Source organism: Samsonia erythrinae (assembly GCF_004342665.1).
Taxonomy (GTDB): domain Bacteria; phylum Pseudomonadota; class Gammaproteobacteria; order Enterobacterales; family Enterobacteriaceae; genus Samsonia; species Samsonia erythrinae.
The window spans coordinates 80,899-101,786 of the sequence record NZ_SMBY01000011.1 but is presented as its reverse complement, the minus strand read 5'-3'; the positions used below and the strand labels follow the sequence as shown (position 1 = coordinate 101,786).

At 54.1% G+C, this 20,888-nt stretch carries 15 protein-coding genes; 9 read left to right on the top strand and 6 right to left on the bottom strand.

Translation table 11 applies throughout. The features are described 5' to 3' along the window. Positions 1-64 precede the first annotated feature (64 nt). Positions 65-412, top strand: a complete 348-nt coding sequence (locus tag EDC54_RS15050; RefSeq protein WP_132458058.1) for a tryptophan synthase subunit beta — start codon at positions 65-67, stop codon at positions 410-412. A 126-nt stretch (positions 413-538) separates the two neighbouring features. On the opposite strand, the gene lapD is transcribed toward EDC54_RS15050, so the two are convergent. Together lapD and lapG are read right to left on the bottom strand one after the other, a co-directional pair. After that, positions 539-2,485 (bottom strand): cyclic di-GMP receptor LapD, encoded by a 1,947-nt coding sequence (lapD, locus tag EDC54_RS15045; RefSeq protein ID WP_132458055.1) that lies wholly within the window; start codon positions 2,483-2,485, stop codon positions 539-541. A gap of 9 nt (positions 2,486-2,494) precedes the next feature. Next, entirely contained in the window at positions 2,495-3,184 is a 690-nt protein-coding gene (gene lapG, locus EDC54_RS15040) for a cysteine protease LapG (RefSeq protein WP_132458052.1), read from the bottom strand. A 164-nt stretch (positions 3,185-3,348) separates the two neighbouring features. Here lapG and murQ point away from each other — a divergent pair, with 164 nt between their 5' ends. The 3 genes from murQ (at position 3,349) to tadA (ending at position 5,590) form a co-directional block, all read left to right on the top strand. Further along, positions 3,349-4,275 carry an N-acetylmuramic acid 6-phosphate etherase gene (murQ, locus tag EDC54_RS15035; protein ID WP_132458049.1) on the top strand — a complete coding sequence of 309 codons (927 nt, stop codon included), beginning with the start codon at positions 3,349-3,351 and terminating at the stop codon, positions 4,273-4,275. 31 nt (positions 4,276-4,306) lie between these two features. Continuing rightward, complete coding sequence (yfhb, locus tag EDC54_RS15030) at positions 4,307-4,945, top strand: phosphatidylglycerophosphatase C (protein WP_132458046.1); 639 nt, start codon at positions 4,307-4,309, stop codon at positions 4,943-4,945. Between the two features lie 93 nt (positions 4,946-5,038). Further along, complete coding sequence (gene tadA, locus EDC54_RS15025; RefSeq protein WP_196238463.1) at positions 5,039-5,590, top strand: tRNA adenosine(34) deaminase TadA; 552 nt, start codon at positions 5,039-5,041, stop codon at positions 5,588-5,590. A gap of 25 nt (positions 5,591-5,615) precedes the next feature. Here tadA and mltF read toward each other — a convergent pair whose 3' ends face one another. Continuing rightward, on the bottom strand, positions 5,616-7,061 hold the full coding sequence (gene mltF / locus EDC54_RS15020; protein WP_196238462.1) for a membrane-bound lytic murein transglycosylase MltF: 1,446 nt from the start codon (positions 7,059-7,061) through the stop codon (positions 5,616-5,618). A 278-nt stretch (positions 7,062-7,339) separates the two neighbouring features. Here mltF and purL point away from each other — a divergent pair, with 278 nt between their 5' ends. From purL to glnB, 5 genes are all read left to right on the top strand, one after another. After that, positions 7,340-11,224 (top strand): phosphoribosylformylglycinamidine synthase, encoded by a 3,885-nt coding sequence (gene purL / locus EDC54_RS15015; protein ID WP_132458039.1) that lies wholly within the window; start codon positions 7,340-7,342, stop codon positions 11,222-11,224. Between the two features lie 652 nt (positions 11,225-11,876). Further along, the gene (locus EDC54_RS15010) at positions 11,877-13,313 is read left to right on the top strand and encodes a sensor histidine kinase (protein WP_132458037.1); all 1,437 of its coding nucleotides are present in this window, start codon (positions 11,877-11,879) and stop codon (positions 13,311-13,313) included. A 96-nt stretch (positions 13,314-13,409) separates the two neighbouring features. Further along, positions 13,410-14,183 carry a two-component system QseEF-associated lipoprotein QseG gene (gene qseG, locus EDC54_RS15005; protein ID WP_230514538.1) on the top strand — a complete coding sequence of 258 codons (774 nt, stop codon included), beginning with the start codon at positions 13,410-13,412 and terminating at the stop codon, positions 14,181-14,183. After that, positions 14,180-15,517: a two-component system response regulator GlrR gene (gene glrR, locus EDC54_RS15000; protein WP_132458031.1), complete on the top strand. Its 1,338-nt coding sequence runs from the start codon at positions 14,180-14,182 to the stop codon at positions 15,515-15,517. Before qseG ends, glrR begins: the two co-directional genes overlap by 4 nt. Positions 15,518-15,786: 269 nt before the next feature. After that, complete coding sequence (gene glnB / locus EDC54_RS14995) at positions 15,787-16,125, top strand: nitrogen regulatory protein P-II (protein ID WP_132458028.1); 339 nt, start codon at positions 15,787-15,789, stop codon at positions 16,123-16,125. 68 nt (positions 16,126-16,193) lie between these two features. Here the strand turns inward: glnB and pemA are convergent, their stop codons facing one another. The 3 genes from pemA to hmpA form a co-directional block, all read right to left on the bottom strand. Next, on the bottom strand, positions 16,194-17,309 hold the full coding sequence (pemA, locus tag EDC54_RS14990) for a pectinesterase PemA (protein ID WP_132458025.1): 1,116 nt from the start codon (positions 17,307-17,309) through the stop codon (positions 16,194-16,196). A gap of 86 nt (positions 17,310-17,395) precedes the next feature. Continuing rightward, positions 17,396-19,054: a pectin acetylesterase PaeY gene (gene paeY, locus EDC54_RS14985; protein WP_132458022.1), complete on the bottom strand. Its 1,659-nt coding sequence runs from the start codon at positions 19,052-19,054 to the stop codon at positions 17,396-17,398. A 621-nt stretch (positions 19,055-19,675) separates the two neighbouring features. Continuing rightward, positions 19,676-20,866, bottom strand: coding sequence for an NO-inducible flavohemoprotein (hmpA, locus tag EDC54_RS14980; RefSeq protein WP_132458019.1), 1,191 nt, complete (start codon positions 20,864-20,866; stop codon positions 19,676-19,678). Between the last annotated feature and the right edge of the window lie 22 nt (positions 20,867-20,888).

Sequence of the window (20,888 nt, the reverse complement as noted above, 5' to 3'; positions counted from 1 at the left end):
CTGTTTACATGGCCAGCTTTAATTGGCTGGCTGTTTTTTAGTCAATTTAGCAAGGTTTCCGAACATGTTTTATATCCAGCGCGACAGTGACGGCCACCTGACGAAGGTAGAACAGAGCCCTTTTCCTGAAATGAATGGCGAGTTGTCCGCTGATTCACGTGAGGTGCAAGACTGGTTTCGCAGCCAGCAGACGGCGATGTCCAGCCTACAGCAACTGGAAGCCAGCGATCTGGACATGGTGCGCGTACTTGAGGATTTAATCCAGGTTCTGATCCAGAAAGGCGTGGTCAGTATTACTGATTTTCCTCAGGCGGCCCAGTTGAAACTGATCAGCCGCGCTCAGGCGCGCGAAGCGCTGAACGGCGGGCTGCACAAGCTGATTGGCGATGATGACGAGGAGACTATGTTTTGATGCGGTTGCGCCTTGTTTAGCGCGCAAATAGATATCCGTGAATTGGAACACGCCGGTTCCCGCCGCGCGAGCAAGGGAAAGATTAACCTCAATGCGCGGATTGCCCGGTGAGTAAACCCCTTATCATCAGACCGCCGGCACGGGCTCACCCAGCAGACGCCCCATCGCGCCTTGTAATCCCATTCCCTTAAGCACATCCAGTTCACCCCGTGTTTCAACGCGTTCGGCAATAAGCGGCAGGGCAATACTATTAGTGGCGCGGTAGAGCGCTTCAATAAACATCTGTTTATCGCTTTCCCGATCGATATTGCGGATGTAGCTGCCATCGACTTTCAGGTACGCCAGCCCCCACTGGGACAGGTTACCGATCATATTAAAACGTCCGCCAAAATGCTGTAATCCCAGCGCGCAGCCATGTTCATTCAGCAGCTTGATAAAGGCTTCCAATTGATGACTCTCTGGCAGTTGATTCTCATCCAGTTCCAGAATGAGTCGTCTGGCGATATCGGGCTGATGCTTTAACGGGGCTAGCATATCGGCGAACAGGTGAAGATCTAGCACAGTGCTGCCGGACAAACTCAGCGCGAGATTGCCGTCATGCTGGCGTAGATAGTCGATGACTTCGCGTAACATGGTCTGATCCAGACGGGTATTCCAGCCAAAGCGTTGAACCCATGGCAGGAAGCGGCCCGCGGCGATGCTGTTGCCGTGTTCATCCTGAATCCGCGCCAATACCTTATGGTGTAATACCTGACGGGTATCGTCGCACGCCACGACGGGCTGGAGGAAAAGCTGCACACGCGCCTGCTCAAGAATGGGATCGAGCAAATTGAACCACCGGTGACGGTCGGTTTCGATCTGTTCTTCCTCGCGCGGCGCAAGATCGTGAGGGAGAAGGGCATCCATATCGCTCTCAGCCTGTGTGAGCGCCCGATCGCCCTGAATCAGCAAAGACTGCGCGGTATCGCCTGGGCGAAAAGGCACCATGCCGTATTTTGCGACGGGCGAGACATCGGTTTCGCCTGTCAGATGCAACGTTTCAATATTGCGCGTCAGTTCACCAATCAGCGCATAGGCTTCTTTTTCCACCAGCCCCGGACAGAACAACGCAAATTCCCCACCGCGAATACGCGCCAGCAGGCTCTCCGTATTCGTATGCTGTTTTTGCATTTGACGCAGGATCTCTCCGACGGAGGCTAATAACGCATCCGTTCGCTGGCCGCCCAGCCGCTGGTTCATCCCGGTAAGATCCTGAACGCGGATCATGATAAGAAAGCCGGGCGCAGTTTCATCATCTGCCAGTTTGTCGTTGAATTGCATATCGAACGCCCGGCGGTTTGCTAACCCGGTCTGTGGATCCTGATAGGCTTCCTGGCGCAAGCGCTCGCTGCGTTGGGCTTCCTCTGCAAATAAGGTCTTGAGCTTGCTGACCATTTGGTTCATGGCCTGCGCGACGCGACGGAACTCCGGTGTATTCGGTAAGTCAGGCTGGCTAAGAAATTCGCGCCGGGTGATCGCCAGCGACTGCTCGACGATATAATCAAGCGGACGTAGCTGGCGGCGCAGGAACAGCGCGCCGATAAGTACGCCCAGCGTACCGCAGCCGAGCAGCCATAAGAATGACGCTGAGCTACTGCGCCACAGGCGGGTCACCGAGAACATCGTGTGGCTGACCACTTCGACTTTCGCCGCCTGTTCCCAGCCGCGCATCACAATGGCTTCGCCCGTGCCCGGCTGAAGATTCACCAATCGGACAAACCAGACGGGGACGTCAGGGATATCCGGCGATGCGGTGCGCGCCAGGATAACGTTGCCGGTTTTTAAGTCCCGCACGCGAATACTGGAGAAATAACCGCTGTCAAAAATCGAGCTGACCATCAACTCCACCATCGCCGGGTCATCAATATTCGGCGTCAGAGAGAGACCGAGTGCGGTAGCGGCATCCTGTGCGTGAGCGCGAAGCTGGTTGTTATATTGTTCGCGCGAATTCTCCAGGCTGACGAAAAAGCTTCCGCTGAAAATGATTAGCACAAACAGGCAGATGGCTATCAGTAATTGTTTGTATAAGGACATCGCCTACCTTTACTCCTTAATTGAAAATCCTTCGGCACGCATCTTGATTAATACGTCCTGCCAGCGTGACAGTCGTTTACTGTCGCCAACGCGTTTGTTGTTACCGCTCGAACCGGGAAGCCAGAGACCATCGCCATTAAACGCGTAGACCGGGATCAGGTCATTACGCTGCGTCGCAGGTTGGATCTTGTCGGTCAAATTATCCAGCACCAACGGGATGGCGGTCGGCGAGGGATAAAAGGTGACGACCATATGGGCTTTATTTAAACGCAGCGCTTTAACGTAGGTAATACGCAATTTTTCTGCCGAGACGCCCAACTGGCGCAGCGTAAAATACTTGGCCAGCGCATAATCTTCACAATCCGCCGCGCCTTTACGCAGCGCCTCAATCGGCGTTGCCCAATAATCTTCCCGATCCCAGATGACGCTATCGTCGCGAAACAGTAAACGATCATTAAAAAATGCGTTTACGCTCTCTAACTGGGTCTTTTCATCTTGGGTGCGCGCCGCGATCAACAGCTTCTGCCATGCCTCAATCCGGTGCCGTGATGCCGGCGTTGCCGGCCCATAAAGCTGTTCGGAACGCTGGTTAATGGTAACAAAATCCCAGTCGGCGCGCAGGGAGCCCGCCAGCAAAAATAGCAGACAGCTAATAAAGACGAGCCTGTAACAGGAAAGCTTGAACCTGAGGTGTCGCACTGAGGTGTCTCTGTTTACCTTGCGAGATAAATATGGCGAGTGAATCCGATGCTATGATGCAGAATAGCTTACTTTTGCGGGGCTCAAAAGCAGTATAGTGGTGAAAAACCACGGTTTGTGATACGCGAGTGGGAAACGCTGACTTAGCGCTCGGAGGGAGTGGAATGCGTTCAGATGTGATGAGTGATGATAGTCTAAATTTAGGGAGTCTGGTTTCTGAATCGCGGAATCCTGCGACGATGGCGTTGGATGAACTTTCCACGCTGGAGATGATGCGCGTATTTAATCAGGAAGATCGCAAAGTCCCTGAGGCCATTGCACAGGTTTTGCCGGAGATTGCCGAGGCTGTCGAACTGGCGACGATATCGCTGAAGGCTGGGGGACGGTTGATCTATGTCGGGGCGGGAACCAGCGGTCGTCTGGGAGTGCTGGATGCTTCGGAGTGTCCCCCCACGTTTGGCGTGCCGCACGGTCTGGTGATCGGTTTGATTGCCGGTGGCGTCGGCGCGCTGCTGAAAGCGGTTGAAGGGGCGGAAGATCAGCCCGAACTCGGTGAAGCAGATTTGAAAGCGCTGGATTTGACGGCGGCTGATATGGTGATCGGCCTTGCCGCGTCAGGGAGGACGCCTTATGTCATCGGCGCGTTACGCTATGCGCGCGCGATAGGATGCCGGACGGCGGCGATTTCCTGTAATCCTCATTCGCCCATCGCCCGGGAGACGCAGGTCGCGATTTCTCCGGTGGTGGGGCCAGAAGCGCTGACCGGCTCAACCCGCCTGAAGTCAGGGACGGCACAAAAACTGGTTTTGAATATGATTTCCACCGGCGTCATGGTTAAGCTGGGTAAGGTGTACCAGAATTTAATGGTCGATGTAAAAGCGACCAATGTGAAGCTGGTGGATCGAGCCTGTCGGATCGTCGTAGAGGCGACGGGAACCGAGCGGGACAGGGCGCGGCAGGCGCTAGGGCTGGCAGAAAATGACGTTAAGGTCGCCATTCTGATGCTTTTGGCGGACATTGACGCGGAAAAAGCGCGTCACCGTCTGAAACAGCACAATGGCTATCTGCGCGAGGCGCTGAAGGGCGGATAAGCGTATCGGCGCGTAAATCGGAGGGCGGGTTTTGAGCGATAAGCGAGAGCGGCGCATAGTGTTTTTTGATCTGGATGGCACGTTGCATCAGCAGGATATGTTTGGCAGCTTTTTGCGCTTCTTACTTTTCAGGTTGCCGTTAAATCTCATTCTGGTTATTCCGTTGTTGCCAGCGATCGGCATGGGGTTGTTGTTACGTGGCCGTGCGGCCCGGTGGCCGATGAGCTGGCTGCTGTGGGGGATGACCTTTGGTCGCGGGGAAGACCGGCTCGTTCAGTTGGAGAAGCAGTTCGTCGACGCGTTTCGCCGTCATGTGACGCCGTTTCCACAGGTGCAGCAGCGGTTGAAAACCTATCTGGCAGAGAGCGATACGCAGGTCTGGCTTGTGACCGGGTCGCCACAGCGGCTGGTGGAGCAGGTTTATCATGACTCGCCTTTTCTGCCCGGTGTTCGCCTGATGGGGAGCCAGATAACGCGCCGCTACGGCGGTTGGGTATTAACGCTGCGTTGTCTGGGATATGAAAAAGTCATTCAGATGGAACGACGTCTGGGCGCACCGCTCAAACTCTACAGCGGCTATAGCGACAGCAAGCAGGATAATCCACTACTCTATTTTTGCGAACATCGCTGGCGGGTCACGGCGACAGGCAGCCTGCAACAGTTGGAATGACGCCCGCAATACAGCATTCCTCTATTCCCGTCATACTTCCAGCCGTGAATTCGCCGGTTGCCTGAATGATTTAGGGTATAATGCGCCGCCAAAATGGTGAGTAAACGCATTCAATGGGATCGGTTTGGGAGAAGAACGGTGAGTGGCCTGCGTAATGATGAATATTGGATGCGCTACGCATTGACGCTGGCTCAGCGCGCTCAGAATGAGGGTGAAGTGCCCGTCGGCGCAGTGCTGGTGCTGGGGGACGATGCGATCGGTGAAGGTTGGAATCGTCCGATCGGTCATCACGATCCTACCGCACATGCTGAAATCATGGCGCTGCGTCAGGGCGGGCAGGTGTTGCAAAATTATCGCCTGTTGGATACGACGCTATATGTTACGCTGGAGCCCTGCATTATGTGTGCGGGTGCGATGATACACAGCCGGATTGGGCGTCTTGTTTACGGCGCATCCGACGAGAAAACCGGCGCGGCGGGGTCGCTGGTGGACATTCTGCGTCATCCCGGTATGAATCATCAGGTTATGATCGCGTCCGGCGTGCTGGCTGAGGAGTGCTCGGCAGCGCTGAGCGCGTTCTTTCGTCTGCGGCGCGAACAGCATAAAGCCCGTCGCGCCGCGGAAAAAAGATCCGGGCAGGCATAGCGCGGCGGCGTGCTTGCTCGCCAGCCTATTCCGGCAGACGATCGGGGGAAACGGCCGGGTAGCCCTGGGCGATCTGGGTCTGCTGCCGGGTTTTGATCTCTTTCTCCAGTAGATAGCCTTCAAGGCTTACCATATAGCGCCGGATGTTTTCCACATAGTTGTAAGCTTCATGCCCGCGCGCATAGCCGTAGGTGGTTTGCGTGTAATAGCGTTTCTGGCTGAGCATCGGCAGACGGATTTTTACGTCCGCCCAACTGTCGGGGTTACCTTTCTGTTTTTCAGTCAATTTACGCGCATCAAGCAGATGCGCATATCCCATGTTATAGGAAGCCAGCGCAAACCAGATTTTCTCATCTTCCGGGATGGTGTCCGGCATTTTCTGGATCATATGCGACATATATTGCGCACCACCGCGGATGCTCTGTTCCGCATCGGTTCGATCCGTCACGTTCAGGCTTTCTGCGGTATTACGCGTCAACATCATGAGTCCACGCACGCCGGTAGGCGAGGTCGCTAGCGGGTTCCAGTGCGACTCCTGATAGGAGATGGCCGCCAGTAGCTTCCAGTCGATGTCGGTAGCGTATTTTTCAAACAGCGGACGCAATGTGGGAAGCGTTTCGTCGATCGCACTCAGGAACGTGGTTGTATCAACGTAGTCAAATTCGCCGACGTGGCCGAGATATTTCTCTTCCAGACGCGCGAGCGTACCGTCTTCAACAATCTGGCTGAAAAAGTCCAGCAGCGCGGCGGGCAGGCTGTCATCATGCGAACGGCGCATATACCAGGTGACGGGCTCTTCATCGCTGAGATCGAAGGCGACCGCGAGCTGTGGGTGGATACGCTGCATCAAACCGATAGTAACGGAGTCGCCTAGCGTATAATCCAGCTTGCCGTCGGCAACCTGTTTCAGTAGCTCCTGCGTGCTCTGATCGGAGGCGGATTCCCAGTTAAGCTGCGGATACTTTTCGGCTTTTAAATCACGCAGGGTGGCCGCATGGGCGGAACCAGACGTGACGACGAAGCGGCCTTGCAGCTTATCCAGCGTTCTCGGACGCGGCGACCCCAGGCGGTAGACAATCTGCTGCGAGATGGAATAGTACATTGGACCGGCGCGAAAGCGTCCCAGCCGCTCGTGATTGTAAATCAGCCCGGCAGCCAAGAGATCCGCATTATCGTCGTCCAAATCGTCAAACAGTTCGTCAAGATTCTTACGCGACGACACCACCAGCTTTACGCCGAGGTAATCGGCGAAACGTTTTGCCAGTTCATAGTCCAGACCTGTCGGGGACCCGTTGCTCATTGCATAAGTCAGTGGCGAATTAATGGTGCTGATGCGTAATTCACCACGTGAAAGGATCTGCCTGAGCTGGATATCCTGGCTACTGCGCCAGGGGATGTTAGGCCAGAGCGCCAGCGCCAGCAGTAACGTGATAATCCCGATGAAAAAATAATTTAATTTTAAAGGCTTCAAATAGTTATCTCTCGGTGGCCGGGGAGCCAGTCTGTCTGTAGCGGCAGTTTTTTATACATCATTTCCCAGAGTGGGGGCATTTTGCTTAACAAAACGCCAGCGTGCAACTTTTATTGATTTGGTCACCGATTAATCACTTGCCCGGAGCCAAGTGCAATTATCGCCACGCAAACGGTTTCGTCTGGGGGAAGGATTCTCTATAATGTGCGCGTTTCCCCCCTGTTGCGCCCAATGACTGCGCCGCGGTCAGTGCATCGAAGACGAGAGAACTTTAGATTATGGAAATACTGCGTGGTTCACCTGCTTTATCGGCTTTTAGGATTAATAAGTTGCTGGTTCGCTGTAAAGAGCACTTGCTGCCGGTCAGCGATATCTATGCGGAATATGTCCATTTCGCCGATGTCAGTGCCCCGTTGAACAACGATGAACAGGCTAAACTCACGCGTTTGCTAAAGTATGGCCCTTCTCTCGACGAGCATGAGCCGCAAGGCCGTCTGTTATTAGTCACCCCTCGTCCCGGCACGCTTTCGCCGTGGTCTTCCAAAGCAACGGATATCGCCCACAACTGTGGGTTGAGTAACGTGCGGCGTCTGGAACGCGGTCTGGCTTTTTATATTCATGCGCCCACGCTAAACGAAGAACAATGGCAACAACTGGGGGCGCTGCTGCATGACAGAATGATGGAAAGCGTTTTTAGCGACCTGAAACAGGCCGAAGCGCTGTTTTCTCATCATCAACCTGCGCCCTTAAAGCGCATCGAAATTTTGCTGGAAGGGCGTCCGGCGCTGGAGGTGGCGAACCACCGCCTGGGGCTTGCATTGGCGGAGGATGAAATTGATTATCTGCTGGAAGCCTTTGTCAATTTGGGTCGCAACCCTACCGATATCGAACTCTATATGTTCGCGCAGGCGAATTCAGAACACTGCCGCCACAAGATTTTTAACGCAGACTGGGTGATTGACGGCAAAGCGCAGCCGAAGTCGTTGTTCAAAATGATCAAAAACACCTTTGAACACACGCCTGATTATGTTCTTTCCGCGTATAAAGATAATGCCGCCGTCATGGAAGGGTCTGCGGTTGGGCGTTTTTATACCGATCCCAACGGGCAGTATGCCTACCATCAGGAAGAGGCGCATATTCTGATGAAGGTTGAAACCCACAACCATCCGACGGCGATTTCGCCGTGGCCGGGGGCTGCAACTGGGTCCGGCGGTGAAATTCGTGACGAAGGCGCGACGGGACGAGGCTCCAAGCCAAAGGCGGGGCTGGTGGGCTTCTCCGTATCGAACCTGCGTATTCCTGGTTTTATCCAACCGTGGGAAGAGGATTTCGGCAAGCCCGACCGCATCGTCAACGCGCTGGATATCATGACCGAGGGTCCATTGGGCGGCGCGGCATTCAACAACGAATTCGGCCGCCCTGCGCTGACGGGCTATTTCCGGACATATGAAGAGCGGGTTGATAGCCACAATGGCACGGAGTTACGCGGTTACCATAAACCGATCATGCTGGCGGGCGGCATCGGTAATATCCGTGCTGACCACGTTAAGAAAGGTGAAATTAGCATCGGCGCCAAACTGATTGTGCTGGGCGGGCCGTCAATGAACATCGGTCTGGGCGGTGGGGCGGCATCTTCCATGACATCCGGCCAGTCCGATGCGGATCTGGATTTTGCCTCCGTTCAGCGCGATAACCCGGAAATGGAGCGCCGTTGTCAGGAGGTTATCGATCGCTGCTGGCAACTGGGGGACGCGAACCCGATCCTGTTTATTCACGATGTCGGCGCGGGCGGTTTGTCCAACGCGATGCCAGAACTGGTAAGTGATGGCGGTCGCGGTGGCCGTTTTGAGCTGCGCGATATTTTGAATGATGAGCCGGGCATGAGCCCGCTGGAAATCTGGTGTAACGAGTCGCAGGAACGCTATGTTCTTGCCGTCGCGCCGCAGCAACTGGCGCTGTTTGATGAGATTTGTCGTCGCGAGCGGGCGCCTTACGCGGTGATTGGCGAAGCGACGGAAGAACAACACCTGACGCTTAACGATCGCCACTTCAACAACAAACCGATTGATTTGCCGCTGGACGTGCTGCTGGGGAAAACGCCCAAAATGCTGCGCGATGTGGAGCGCAAGTCGTCGCCAGGTCGTGCGCTACAGCGCGACGAAATCTACCTGGCTGAAGCGGTTGAACGCGTACTGCATCTGCCTGTGGTGGCGGAAAAAACCTTCCTGATCACGATTGGCGACCGCTCAGTGACCGGCATGGTGGCACGGGATCAGATGGTCGGGCCGTGGCAGGTGCCGGTGGCCGACTGCGCGGTGACCACGGCCAGTCTGGATAGCTATTACGGCGAGGCGATGGCTATCGGTGAGCGTGCGCCGGTGGCGCTGCTCAATTTCGCGGCATCTGCCCGTCTGGCCGTCGGTGAAGCACTGACCAACATTGCTGCTACGCATATCGGCTCGCTTAACCGCGTGAAACTGTCTGCAAACTGGATGGCGGCGGCGGGGCATCCGGGAGAGGATGCCGGATTGTATGACGCGGTAAAAGCCGTGGGCGAAGAGCTGTGTCCGGCATTGGGGCTGACGATCCCGGTAGGTAAAGATTCCATGTCGATGAAAACCCGCTGGCAGGAAGGGGACGAAGAGCGCACGATGACATCGCCGATGTCGCTGGTGATCTCCGCTTTCGCCCGCGTGGAAGATGTTCGCAAGACGGTCACGCCGCAGTTGCGTACCGGGCTGGATAATGCGCTGTTGCTGATCGATTTGGGCGCGGGCAACAAAGCGTTGGGCGCCACCGCGCTGGCGCAGGTTTATCGGCAGTTGGGGAATGAGTGCGCCGATGTTCACCGCCCGGAACTACTGGTAGGTTTCTTTAACGCGATACAACAGCTGGTTGCCGATCGCGCGCTTTTGGCATATCACGACCGTTCAGACGGCGGCCTGATAGTGACGCTGGCGGAGATGGCGTTTGCGGGGCACTGCGGCGTCACCGTCGATATTGCCTCTCAGGGCGAGGATACGCTGGCGACATTGTTCAACGAAGAACTTGGCGCGGTCATTCAGATCCCGGCGGCACGTCGCGCCGAGGTTGACGCCGTTCTGGCGCTGCACGGTCTGGCGGATTGCGTGCACTACCTTGGGCAGGCTGAAGAAGGTTCCCGTTTCATCATCAAACGGGGAGAAGAGGCCGTATATCAGGAAAATCGTTCGACGTTACGTCGCTGGTGGGCTGAAACCAGCTGGCAGATGCAACGCCTGCGTGACAATCCGCAGTGCGCCGATCAGGAGCACATCGCCAGACAGGATGATCACGATCCCGGCCTGAACGTACTGTTAACCTTTGATCCGCAGGAAGACATTGCCGCGCCTTATATTGCCAAAAATACCCGGCCTAAAGTGGCGGTGTTGCGTGAGCAAGGGGTGAACTCTCACGTTGAGATGGCGGCGGCGTTTCACCGTGCAGGGTTTGATGCGATTGATGTCCACATGAGCGATTTGCTGGAAAACCGGCGCAATTTACAGGATTTTCAGGCGCTGGTTGCCTGTGGCGGTTTCTCTTATGGCGACGTGCTGGGCGCGGGCGAAGGTTGGGCCAAGTCCATCCTGTTCAACTCCCGCGTGCGTGACGAATTCGCCGCCTTCTTCCAGCGTTCGCAGACGCTGGCGCTGGGGGTATGTAATGGCTGCCAGATGATGTCCAACCTGCGTGAGCTGATTCCCGGCGCCGATCTCTGGCCGCGTTTTGTCCGCAATAAGTCAGACCGTTTTGAAGCGCGCTTCAGTTTGGTTGAAGTGGCGAAAAGCCCGTCGTTGTTTATGAACGACATGGCGGGGTCGCGTATGCCAATCGCGGTTTCACACGGCGAGGGACAGGTTGAATTGCGTGATGATACCCATCTGGCGGCGATTGAGGCGCGCGGTTTGGTGTCGCTGCGTTACATTAACCATTATGGTCAGGTAACCGAGAATTATCCGGCTAACCCGAATGGTTCGCCAAACGGTATTACGGCTATTACCAGCACCAGTGGCCGGGCAACCGTAATGATGCCGCATCCTGAGCGCGTGTTCCGTACCGTGAGCAACTCCTGGCACCCGGAAGAGTGGGGCGAGGACGGTCCATGGATGCGTATGTTCCGTAACGCCCGCAGACAGCTGGGCTAAGGGGCGCAAAAAGGGCATTGTCGCTTTTTGGTGACATATTGTCTTTTTAGTGTCTCCAATAGGCAACGTTTAACTATTTGATTTATATAAATGGAGTGACGTTGCCATAAAATTGTCTACTTTTGGCGACATTTGTCGCCTTTTTTACCGGTTATGGCGTTTTTGTCGCACGGCTCTGTGCGCTGTCAGAATGAGATGCTGATTTAAATGTATTTTTTAATCAATTGGTTATGATTTTAAATTTATGATTGGCACGATAAGTGCTAAGTAACCGGTGTTGCTCATTCAACTGGTTATGATTGCGTTGCTGATTGGCAAATATTTTCGCTCATAACATCTGGAATGATGCCAAAAGAAAAGGTGCCTATCGTCCATCAGACCGATAACCGTGCGTGAAAACGGGCGTTATCAAGCATCGGGCGACACGTTGAGTGAGGCACCACCTATTCAGTTACGCGGCCAGAGGGAGTGATTCTTCTGGCCGCGTCGCATTTTTTCGCCGCCTCACCCTCCCTCCCTTGAGCCACACCCCGATCGCGTTTCACGGCATGGCATTTTTGTCGGATTGCGAAACATTACGCATGTCGCGGGGGAAAACGTTGAACTTTTATAAGACTCGGTTAGCATCAAAGCGGATTCGATAGGTAACGAGATGATTTCCTTGAAACGATGGCGTTTATTTCCGCGTTCTCTGCGACAATTAGTGATTATGGCGTTCTTGTTGGTGCTGCTGCCGCTGTTAGTGCTGGCTTATCAAGCCTACCAGAGCCTGAACATGTTGAGCGAACAGGCGGCGGAGATTAACCGCACGACGCTGACCGATGCCCGCCGCAGCGAAGCGATGACCAGCGTGGCGCTGGCGATGGAACGCAGTTATCGCCAGTACTGCGTATTAGACGACCAGACGCTGGCGACGCTCTATCAAAATCAGCGTAAACAGTATGCACAAATGCTGGACGCTCACGCGCAGGTGTTACCCGACACCCGCTATTATCAGATGTTGCGCCAGCTTCTTACCCAGCTCGGTGAGTTACGTTGTCATAACAGCGGTCCTGAGCAAACGGCCTCTGACCTGCTGGAAGCGTTCTCACGCGCCAACGGGCAAATGGTGCAGGCAACGCGCGACGTTGTTTTTTCTCGTGGGCAACAGCTTCAACAGGCGATTTCTGAGCGCGGTCAGTTTTTTGGCTGGCAGGCGCTGCTCTTGTTTCTGGTCAGCGTACTGCTGGTGATCCTTTTTACTCGTATGATCATCGGTCCGGTGAACGGCGTGGAACGGATGATTAACCGTCTGGGAGAAGGCCGGTCGTTGGGCAATACCAGTACCTTCAAAGGGCCGCGTGAAATCCGGACGCTGGCGCAGCGTATTATCTGGCTAAGCGAGCGCCTGTCCTGGCTGGAATCGCAACGTCATGAGTTTTTGCGCCATATCTCTCATGAGCTAAAAACGCCGCTAGCCAGCCTGCGGGAAGGCACGGAACTGCTGGCTGACGAGGTGGTTGGTCCGCTGACTGTCGACCAGAAAGAGGTGGTCGACATTCTCGATAGCAGTAGTCGCCATTTACTACAATTGATCGATCAACTGCTGGATTATAACCGCAAGCTGGCAGATGCGCCGACGGAGTTAGAGCGGGTTGAAATCGAAGAGGTCGTGGATATCGTCGTGTCATCCCACAGTTTGCCTGCCCGTGCCAAGATGATTCATACCGATGTCGCGCTGGAGGCGGAATACTGTTGGGCAGAAACGACGCTGCTGATGCGGGTGGTGGATAATCTCTATTCCAATGCGGTGCACTACGGTAAGGAATCCGGTAACATTTGGATTTATAGCCGTCAGGTTGGCAATCGCGTGCAGATTGACGTCGCCAACAAGGGGACACCGATCCCTGACGCAGAACGGAGCATGATTTTTGAGCCCTTTTATCAGGGAAGCCACCAGCGGCGCGGCGCGGTTAAAGGAAGTGGGCTGGGATTGAGTATCGCGCGTGACTGTATTCGACGTATGCGCGGTGAGCTGAGCCTGATTAACGTGGACTATGCTGATGTGTGTTTTCGTATCGAACTGCCCCTAATTTCCGAGAATGAATAGATAATGAATGCATGGTTGACGAATGGATGGCGTGTAAGTAGAGGATTGGTCAATGGATGGTTCAAAAATAGATCGTCTTTCCGTCTGCTAAAGCTAATGGTATTGGTGTCCTCAGTCGTTCTGGGCGCGTGTCATCATCATGTGAACAGCGGCATCGCGTTGCTGGACACGGAAGGTGCGCCGCCGAAAGAGCAGGTTGCCGATTTCCGTGTCGCGCAGTGCGAGCATCTGTGGGAGGTAGACGATCGCGATTCCATGAACAACGCACTTTACTGGCTAAGGGCGATGGACTGTGCGGGGCGTCTGACACCTTTTCAGGCTCGCGAAGAAGCGGAGCAAGCTGCCGGCGAGGGTTGGGAAAATGCGTTTAAGCAAGGCATCTTACTGGATAATGCCGGTATCACTCAGGCTGAGCGACGTCAGGTGCTTGAGCAGATGAATTTACACCGTCTGGCGTTCCCTGCGGCGTTGCGTCCACTGATTCAGACCTGGCGCGACAAACAAACGCTGTTCCTGGCGCTATCAGACGAGCGCCTGCGCTATAAACGTTTACAGGAATCCAGTGATAAGCAGTTGGACGCGCTGCGCGCGCAGCTAAACCTTCTCCAATATCAGTTAGAAACCACAACGCAGAAGCTGGAAAATCTGACGGATATCGAACGCCAACTGTCGTCTCGTAAGCAACTGTCAGGGGATATGCCGGATAACGAGGCCGAGCGCCGCGATGCGGCCAGTGGCGAGAGAAACGGTATGAGCAATTCGCCGGCGAAACCCGGACATGAATCGGTTGATGCGGATGACACCTATACGCTGCCGATGGAGTCCACTACGGATAAACCGACGAAGAAGAAGGAGTCAGCAAAACCATGACGGCCCGGAGAACGGCGAATTTGCTGCTGGTGGATGATGACCCCAGCCTGTTGAAACTGTTGGGAATGCGTCTGACCAGCGAGGGGTTTAGCGTGATGACGGCGGAAAGCGGTCAGGAAGCATTGCGCTTGCTGACGCGGGAGTCGTTCGATCTGGTCATCAGCGATCTTCGTATGGATGAAATGGACGGCATGGCGCTATTTTCAGAAATTCAGCGCTATCAGCCAGGAATGCCGGTGATCATTTTAACCGCCCATGGTTCAATCCCGGATGCCGTGGCGGCTACGCAGCAGGGCGTGTTCAGCTTTCTGACCAAGCCGGTTGACCGCGATGCGCTCTATAAGGCGATAGACGAAGCCATGGCGCTGTCAGCACCGACGAGCGATGACAGCTGGCGTGAAACCATCGTGACCCGCAGCCCCATTATGCTGCGTCTGTTGGAACAGGCCAGAATGGTCGCGCAGTCGGACGTCAGCGTATTAATCAATGGTCAGAGTGGAACGGGAAAAGAGGTGTTGGCTCAGGCGATTCATGCCGCAAGCCCACGGGCCAAAAAAGCATTTATCGCCATTAACTGCGGGGCATTACCGGAACCGTTGCTGGAATCGGAACTGTTTGGTCATGCCAAAGGGGCATTTACCGGCGCGGTTAGCAGCCGGGAAGGGCTTTTTCAGGCGGCAGAAGGCGGCACGCTGTTTTTAGATGAAATCGGCGATATGCCGCTGTCATTGCAGGTTAAATTACTGCGTGTATTGCAGGAAAGAAAGGTTCGTCCGCTGGGCAGCAACCGCGATTTGGAAATTGATGTGCGGATCATTTCCGCCACGCACCGCGATTTGCCAACGGCGATGGAAAAAGGTGAGTTTCGCGAAGATCTCTATTACCGGCTCAACGTGGTAAATATGAAGCTGCCTGCGCTGCACGAGCGCGCCGAAGATATTCCGCTGTTGGCGAACCATCTGTTACGCGAATCTGCCAATCGGCATAAACCTTTCGTTCGCACGTTCTCAACGGATGCGATGAAACGATTGATGACGGCTAGCTGGCCGGGTAATGTGCGTCAGTTGGTGAATGTTATTGAGCAGTGTGTCGCGTTGACCAGTGCGCCGGTGATCGGTGAAGCGCTGGTCGAACAGGCGCTGGAAGGAGAAAGCACGGCGCTGCCGACGTTTGTTGAAGCGCGTCATCAGTTTGAGCTTAACTATTTGCGCAAGCTGTTGCAGATTGCAAAAGGTAACGTTACGCATGCCGCAAGAATGGCCGGGCGTAACCGGACAGAGTTTTATAAACTGTTGGGCCGTCACGAACTGGATGCCAACGATTTTAAAGAGTAACGCGTCGTGTTCTGGTTGCATGTCTGCTGTTTACATACACCGGCATCATTTACGGTGGGCGGCAATGATATGACTCATCGGCTCAGCGCGATTGGGATGCTGTTTAGCGCGATCTTTAGGGATGTGGTTCACGATGTTCGGGGCTTATGTGACGTTCATGCGCAAGTCGCTAAGTATAACGGATAGGGATTGTCAGCCTGAGTGCTGACATGCTGCTGTTCGCGGATGCCCGGTTTTGGCCGCAACATAGATAATACAAAGGTTCCTCCATGAAGAAAATTGATGCGATTATTAAGCCGTTCAAACTGGATGATGTGCGTGAAGCCTTAGCGGAAGTGGGCATCACAGGGATGACGGTAACGGAAGTGAAAGGTTTTGGCCGCCAGAAAGGTCATACCGAACTGTATCGTGGCGCAGAATACATGGTCGACTTTCTGCCGAAAGTGAAAATCGAAATCGTGGTGTCGGATGATATTGTCGATACCTGTGTGGAAACGATCATGCAGACGGCACAGACGGGTAAAATCGGCGACGGCAAAATTTTTGTCTTTGATGTGGCGCGCGTTGTCCGTATCCGTACTGGTGAAGAGGATGAGGAAGCGATTTAAGCGCCGCCCTCTGTCCCTTTGCTGATACCGAGTAAGAAGCCAGCCTCCTCCGGCTGGCTTCACGATCATTATTTTCCTTGAGGTAAGGTCGGAACCCACCCGGCCAGCACCTTCTCCGCGGTGTATTCTGCCGCTTGTTCATCGCTTAACTGCCGGCGCAGATCATTTTTCTCTGCGCCTGCGCCGCTGGATTGATACTCGAAAAATCGGGATTCTTGCGGCTCGAACCAGATTTTCTCCCCGTGCTTATCTTTTCCGGACATTTTGTCCCAGCCGTAGATATGGTCATCCATGCGGGTGTTCAGGAACACGGTCTGACCGATAGCGTTGGGATCGGCATAGCGGCCATCGGCAAAGGTGGTGGTGGGGTGCCAGGGGCGACCTAGCGCATAACTTTTTTCCGGCACGCCCGGCTCTTTAATCACCCGGCTATTGGTAATAACCAGACCATACTTCTGATTGATATCGGTGCTGGGCGCGGTCAGATAGCCAAGCGGCTGATCTTTCACGTCGGTACGGTTGCGGGCGACAATATCGCAGTTGTCGAACAACGCCGTACCGTTGCCAAAGATGAAATCAACGGTGCCGCTGATACGACATTGTGAGAAGAAGCTACGCCCGCCTTTTACATATAACGTGTCCTGATAGCCCGTCAGGCTGACATCATGGAACCATGCCCGATCGCTTTTTTCCGCAACCAGCAGCGCAACCGCCTGCGAATCTTTTAATTTTGTGGGGTCATCGCTGGCTTTAGCCTGATTGGCGGGGTAATCAAAATCATTGCTGATGGTCAGCGAACGGGCGCTGAAGTCGGGAGCATTGACTTTCACCGTGTTGCTGCCATAGGTTCCCCATTTGCTGCCATCGGGCTTGAGCATCCCGGCGGCGGTGGTGGCGGTGATGATAGTACCGTCACGACTTTCCCCCTGTAGATGAATGTTGGGACGGGTAATGGTCAGGCGCTCACGGTATACGCCATTTTTCACATAGATAACAAACGGGGAGCTGTCAGCCGGCGCGCTGGCAATCGCTTCGGCGATGGTTTTGTAGGCGTTGGCGTCCGCCGCGTGGGAGGAAACCAGCGCATGGTAATCGGCTGCCTGCGCTAACGTCCAGGGAGAGGCGATTAACATGGTTAAGGCGAGCGTCTTGCGGAAATGAGAAGCGTATCCGTGTTTTGTCATGTCCAAAGTCCTGTCATCGGTGAGTGTGCCTGCGCGCGCCGGTATAGAACGCGCGGTGTTGTCTTATCGTTTTGCCTGACTGATGGTTACTGATGTTTGCCGACGGTTTTTTCCGCCAGTGTGGCTAAAGCCGGTTCCTGCCGAATGGCGTTGGCAATAATGCCTGCCACAGCGATAGCGCCTTTTTTCTGGAAATGGGTGGTGTCCGGCTGGCGCACACTACCGGCTCGATCGCGATAAAAAGGGTATTTCCTGGGATCGACCGCCAGCCAATACTGCTTCCAATGGTTGCGGTTACCCTGATTCGCCAGAGCGAGGGTTGCAGGCTCAATATCAAGCAGGATCACGTTGTTACCGGCAGCGGTATCCCTGATGGTCTGGCTGTAATCACCGATGAAGGCATAGCCATTTTCCGCATTTTGCTTGGTGAAGTGGCTATGTACGGCGGGGGTGCCATCTTTGCCTTCTGCGGTGCGCACGCGAGTTGTCGGTGTGAGCAGCACGGGCGTGAGTTTGTGCTGGCGGGCGAAGGTGATATAGCGTTCCAGCGACGTCTGGAATGACATATCGGCTTTCCCGTGCGGCGCCTGTTTCTTCCCTGCGGCGTTATTCGGGTAAGTACAAAGATTGGCGACATCCGCGGGGCCGCGCACGGCTTTCGCACTATTGCAGTTCTGATCGTTGTGACCCATTTGGATAAACAGGAAATCACCTTCTTTCATTAGGGGTTGTATCTGGCGGAACCATCCCTCGTAAAAATAGTCACGCGAGCTGCGGCCTGAACGCGCGCCATTAACGACTTTCACCCCGCTGTTTTTACTGAATTGCTGTTCGAAAACCTGTCCCCACCCCATCCGTGGGAAACGTCCTTTTTCATAAGTTGCCGCCGTTGAATCGCCGATGATAAAAATGCGAGTTTGGGCTTTCTGAATCGCGTCCAGATTCTGGCGGGCGGAACGGTAATCCAGCGGTTCATAGTCGCCGGTATTGTTCAAACCAACAATGGGATGGAATGCGCTGTCGGTCAGCACCGTATGGCCGGAATAACCGGTATTGTTGTGGTAGTTGCGATTATGGTTAATCACGTTGATGATTTTAGTGACGGCTTCCTGCTGATTGTCTGAATAGGTCAGGGGATCGAAGTGCGCCGGAGAATGAACTCCTGCCTGTTTCAGGGCGTTCTTAAAACCGGCATGAAAGACGGCATAGGCTTTTTTCCATGCGGCGGCATCGAGTTTCGGTGATGACGGGTCATCCGTTAACTGCTGTGGGCCGATGTAACCTGCCGCTACGGCGATATCGGAGGCGATGCGGTCAGTGAGCGGGTTGATATTGGCGATGTTTTCTTTTCCGTCATGTAAGGATGGGGCGACGGCAGACAGGCAGATCGAGCGGGAAATATGATTGAGCAGACAATTATTCCCGCCAGATTCAATGGCTAAAAGCCGCAATGGCGGCGTAAGGCCTGAAATATCAAGGTGGTATTTTCCTTGTTCATCGGTTTTGGTTTGTCGGCGCTGGCCTTGCTGATCTCTGAGAATAATCGTGGCGGGCAGGTGAATATCACGTACCGTGACCTTGCCGGATAAACCCGTTTTTTCTCCCAGCATTGTTCCTGTCAGGAATTCAATGTTGCCTGATGTCGTTGTGTGGCGGGGGGAACCGGACGTTTTGGCCTGTGCAGTCATGAAAAACGAAGAGAATATCAGCGCGAAAACAACACCTTCGGAAAAACGTTTTGCCATGATTTAGACATATCCCTTGTTGATGAATCGAAAATGGTGAACCCAGGTATTATCAAAGGAAGGACGCTGTTTTTATCGTGCTTGTCACGCCCTTTAGTGAAAATGCAGGGATGCGTTTATTGTGCACCCAAGCTGCTTCAAGGGCGATACCTAAATACAGGATGTTTTTTGAAACTAAAATCCATTAAAAATAAAATGTTATTTTATTTTTGTGGTTTTTTTTGTGATCCATCTCTTTTTTAGCGGTGGGCGAAAGATCCGACGTAGAAAATTGTGATCGAAAGGGGTTTTAGGTGGGCATTCTCTGTCCCGTAAAAAAAGTCGCAAAAGCGACCTCAGACCGTTTACAAACCTATTTTATCGCATGAAACGGGAGTAACGGAATAGAAGAGTAAAGCGTTTGCGCCAGGGACAAAAGCGTCAGGAACGCTTTTGAACGTCGCATGCGACGGCCCTGAAAGGGTGAATCTCAGGGATGAGATTCATATCTGCGCAATCCGAGCTTACAGGGACGTACTTGCCGCGTTTTTAAGATCTATCCGTTACTTCCGCTCTACGGACTTTATCAGCAACCTCAGGTCGCATAAGCGACCTTTGGGTTTGAACCGTCATCAATGAGCATCAGACAACTTTATGCGGGCCAAAACATTCGTAATGCAGCTGCTCAGCCGGGATCCCCATCGCCAGGAGCTGTTGAGCGATAAACTGCATGAAAACGACGGGGCCGCACAGGTAGTAGTGCATACCGGGCGTGGTGAGTTCGTCTTTTAGCGGAGCTAACTGCATCAGCCCATGCTGATGATCCTCCTCGTTCAGACGATCGGCCTGCAACGGTTCCCGATACCAGATGTGAGACTGGAAGTGCGGCAATGCCTGCCCCGTCTGTTTGATTTCATCAGCAAAGGCGTGTGTCGTGCCGTTTTCTGTTGCATGCAGCCACAATACTTTCGCCTGATGCTCTTGCTGTTTGAGCATATGCAACATACCCAGCATCGGCGTCAGCCCTACGCCACCGGAGATCAGGGCAACCGGCGTCGAGGGTGGGACATCAAGGAAAAAATCACCGTGCGGTGCGGCCAGATAAATGATATCGCCCTCGCGCGCGGTGTTATGCAGGTAGCTGGATACAATACCTTGCGCTTCGCGCTTTACGGCAATCCGGTAGGTTTTTCCATTGGGGGCGTGAGTCAGGGAGTATTGGCGAATTTCCTGATTAGCAAAACTGTCGTGTTTGATGTAGACCGCCAGATATTGACCCGGCTGAAAATCCACAACGGGTTGGCCATCGGTGGGCTCCAGCGTAAAGCTAGTAATGATGTCGCTTTGTGGCTGCTTGCTCACAATGCGGAAAGGTCGCACGCCGCGCCAGCCGCCGTTTTTCGCTTCGGTACTACGGTAAATATCGCCTTCACGCTGGATGAAGACATTCGCCAGTACGCCATAGGCCTTACCCCAGGCGTCCAAGACTTCCTGCCCCGGGCTGAACATTTCATCCAGCGTTGCCAATAAGTGCTGGCCGACAATCTGGTATTGATCAGCCTGAATATTAAAGCTGGCATGTTTTTGGGCGATGCGTTCGACCGCCGGCAGCAGCGCGCTCAGGTTTTCAATGTTCGTCGCATAGGCGCAAATCGCATTGAACAACGCTTCCCGCTGGTCGCCGTTACGCTGGTTACTCATATTGAAAATCTCTTTGAGCTCAGGGTTATGCGTAAACATGCGATCGTAGAAATGTGCGGTCAGTTTGGGTCCGGTTTCCGCCAATAGGGGAATGGTGGATTTAACGATAGCGATAGTTTGATTATCCAGCATGGTGACTCCTTGTTATTCGAGT

Excerpts from the sequence above, each read along its gene's own strand:
- EDC54_RS15050 (WP_132458058.1), top strand. The coding sequence starts at position 65 with ATGTTTTATATCCAGCGCGACAGTGACGGCCACCTGACGAAGGTAGAA.
- lapD (WP_132458055.1), bottom strand. The coding sequence starts at position 2,485 with ATGTCCTTATACAAACAATTACTGATAGCCATCTGCCTGTTTGTGCTA.
- murQ (WP_132458049.1), top strand. The coding sequence starts at position 3,349 with ATGCGTTCAGATGTGATGAGTGATGATAGTCTAAATTTAGGGAGTCTG.
- tadA (WP_196238463.1), top strand. The coding sequence starts at position 5,039 with ATGGTGAGTAAACGCATTCAATGGGATCGGTTTGGGAGAAGAACGGTG.
- purL (WP_132458039.1), top strand. The coding sequence starts at position 7,340 with ATGGAAATACTGCGTGGTTCACCTGCTTTATCGGCTTTTAGGATTAAT.
- EDC54_RS15010 (WP_132458037.1), top strand. The coding sequence starts at position 11,877 with ATGATTTCCTTGAAACGATGGCGTTTATTTCCGCGTTCTCTGCGACAA.
- qseG (WP_230514538.1), top strand. The coding sequence starts at position 13,410 with ATGGTATTGGTGTCCTCAGTCGTTCTGGGCGCGTGTCATCATCATGTG.
- glrR (WP_132458031.1), top strand. The coding sequence starts at position 14,180 with ATGACGGCCCGGAGAACGGCGAATTTGCTGCTGGTGGATGATGACCCC.
- glnB (WP_132458028.1), top strand. The coding sequence starts at position 15,787 with ATGAAGAAAATTGATGCGATTATTAAGCCGTTCAAACTGGATGATGTG.
- pemA (WP_132458025.1), bottom strand. The coding sequence starts at position 17,309 with ATGACAAAACACGGATACGCTTCTCATTTCCGCAAGACGCTCGCCTTA.
- paeY (WP_132458022.1), bottom strand. The coding sequence starts at position 19,054 with ATGGCAAAACGTTTTTCCGAAGGTGTTGTTTTCGCGCTGATATTCTCT.
- hmpA (WP_132458019.1), bottom strand. The coding sequence starts at position 20,866 with ATGCTGGATAATCAAACTATCGCTATCGTTAAATCCACCATTCCCCTA.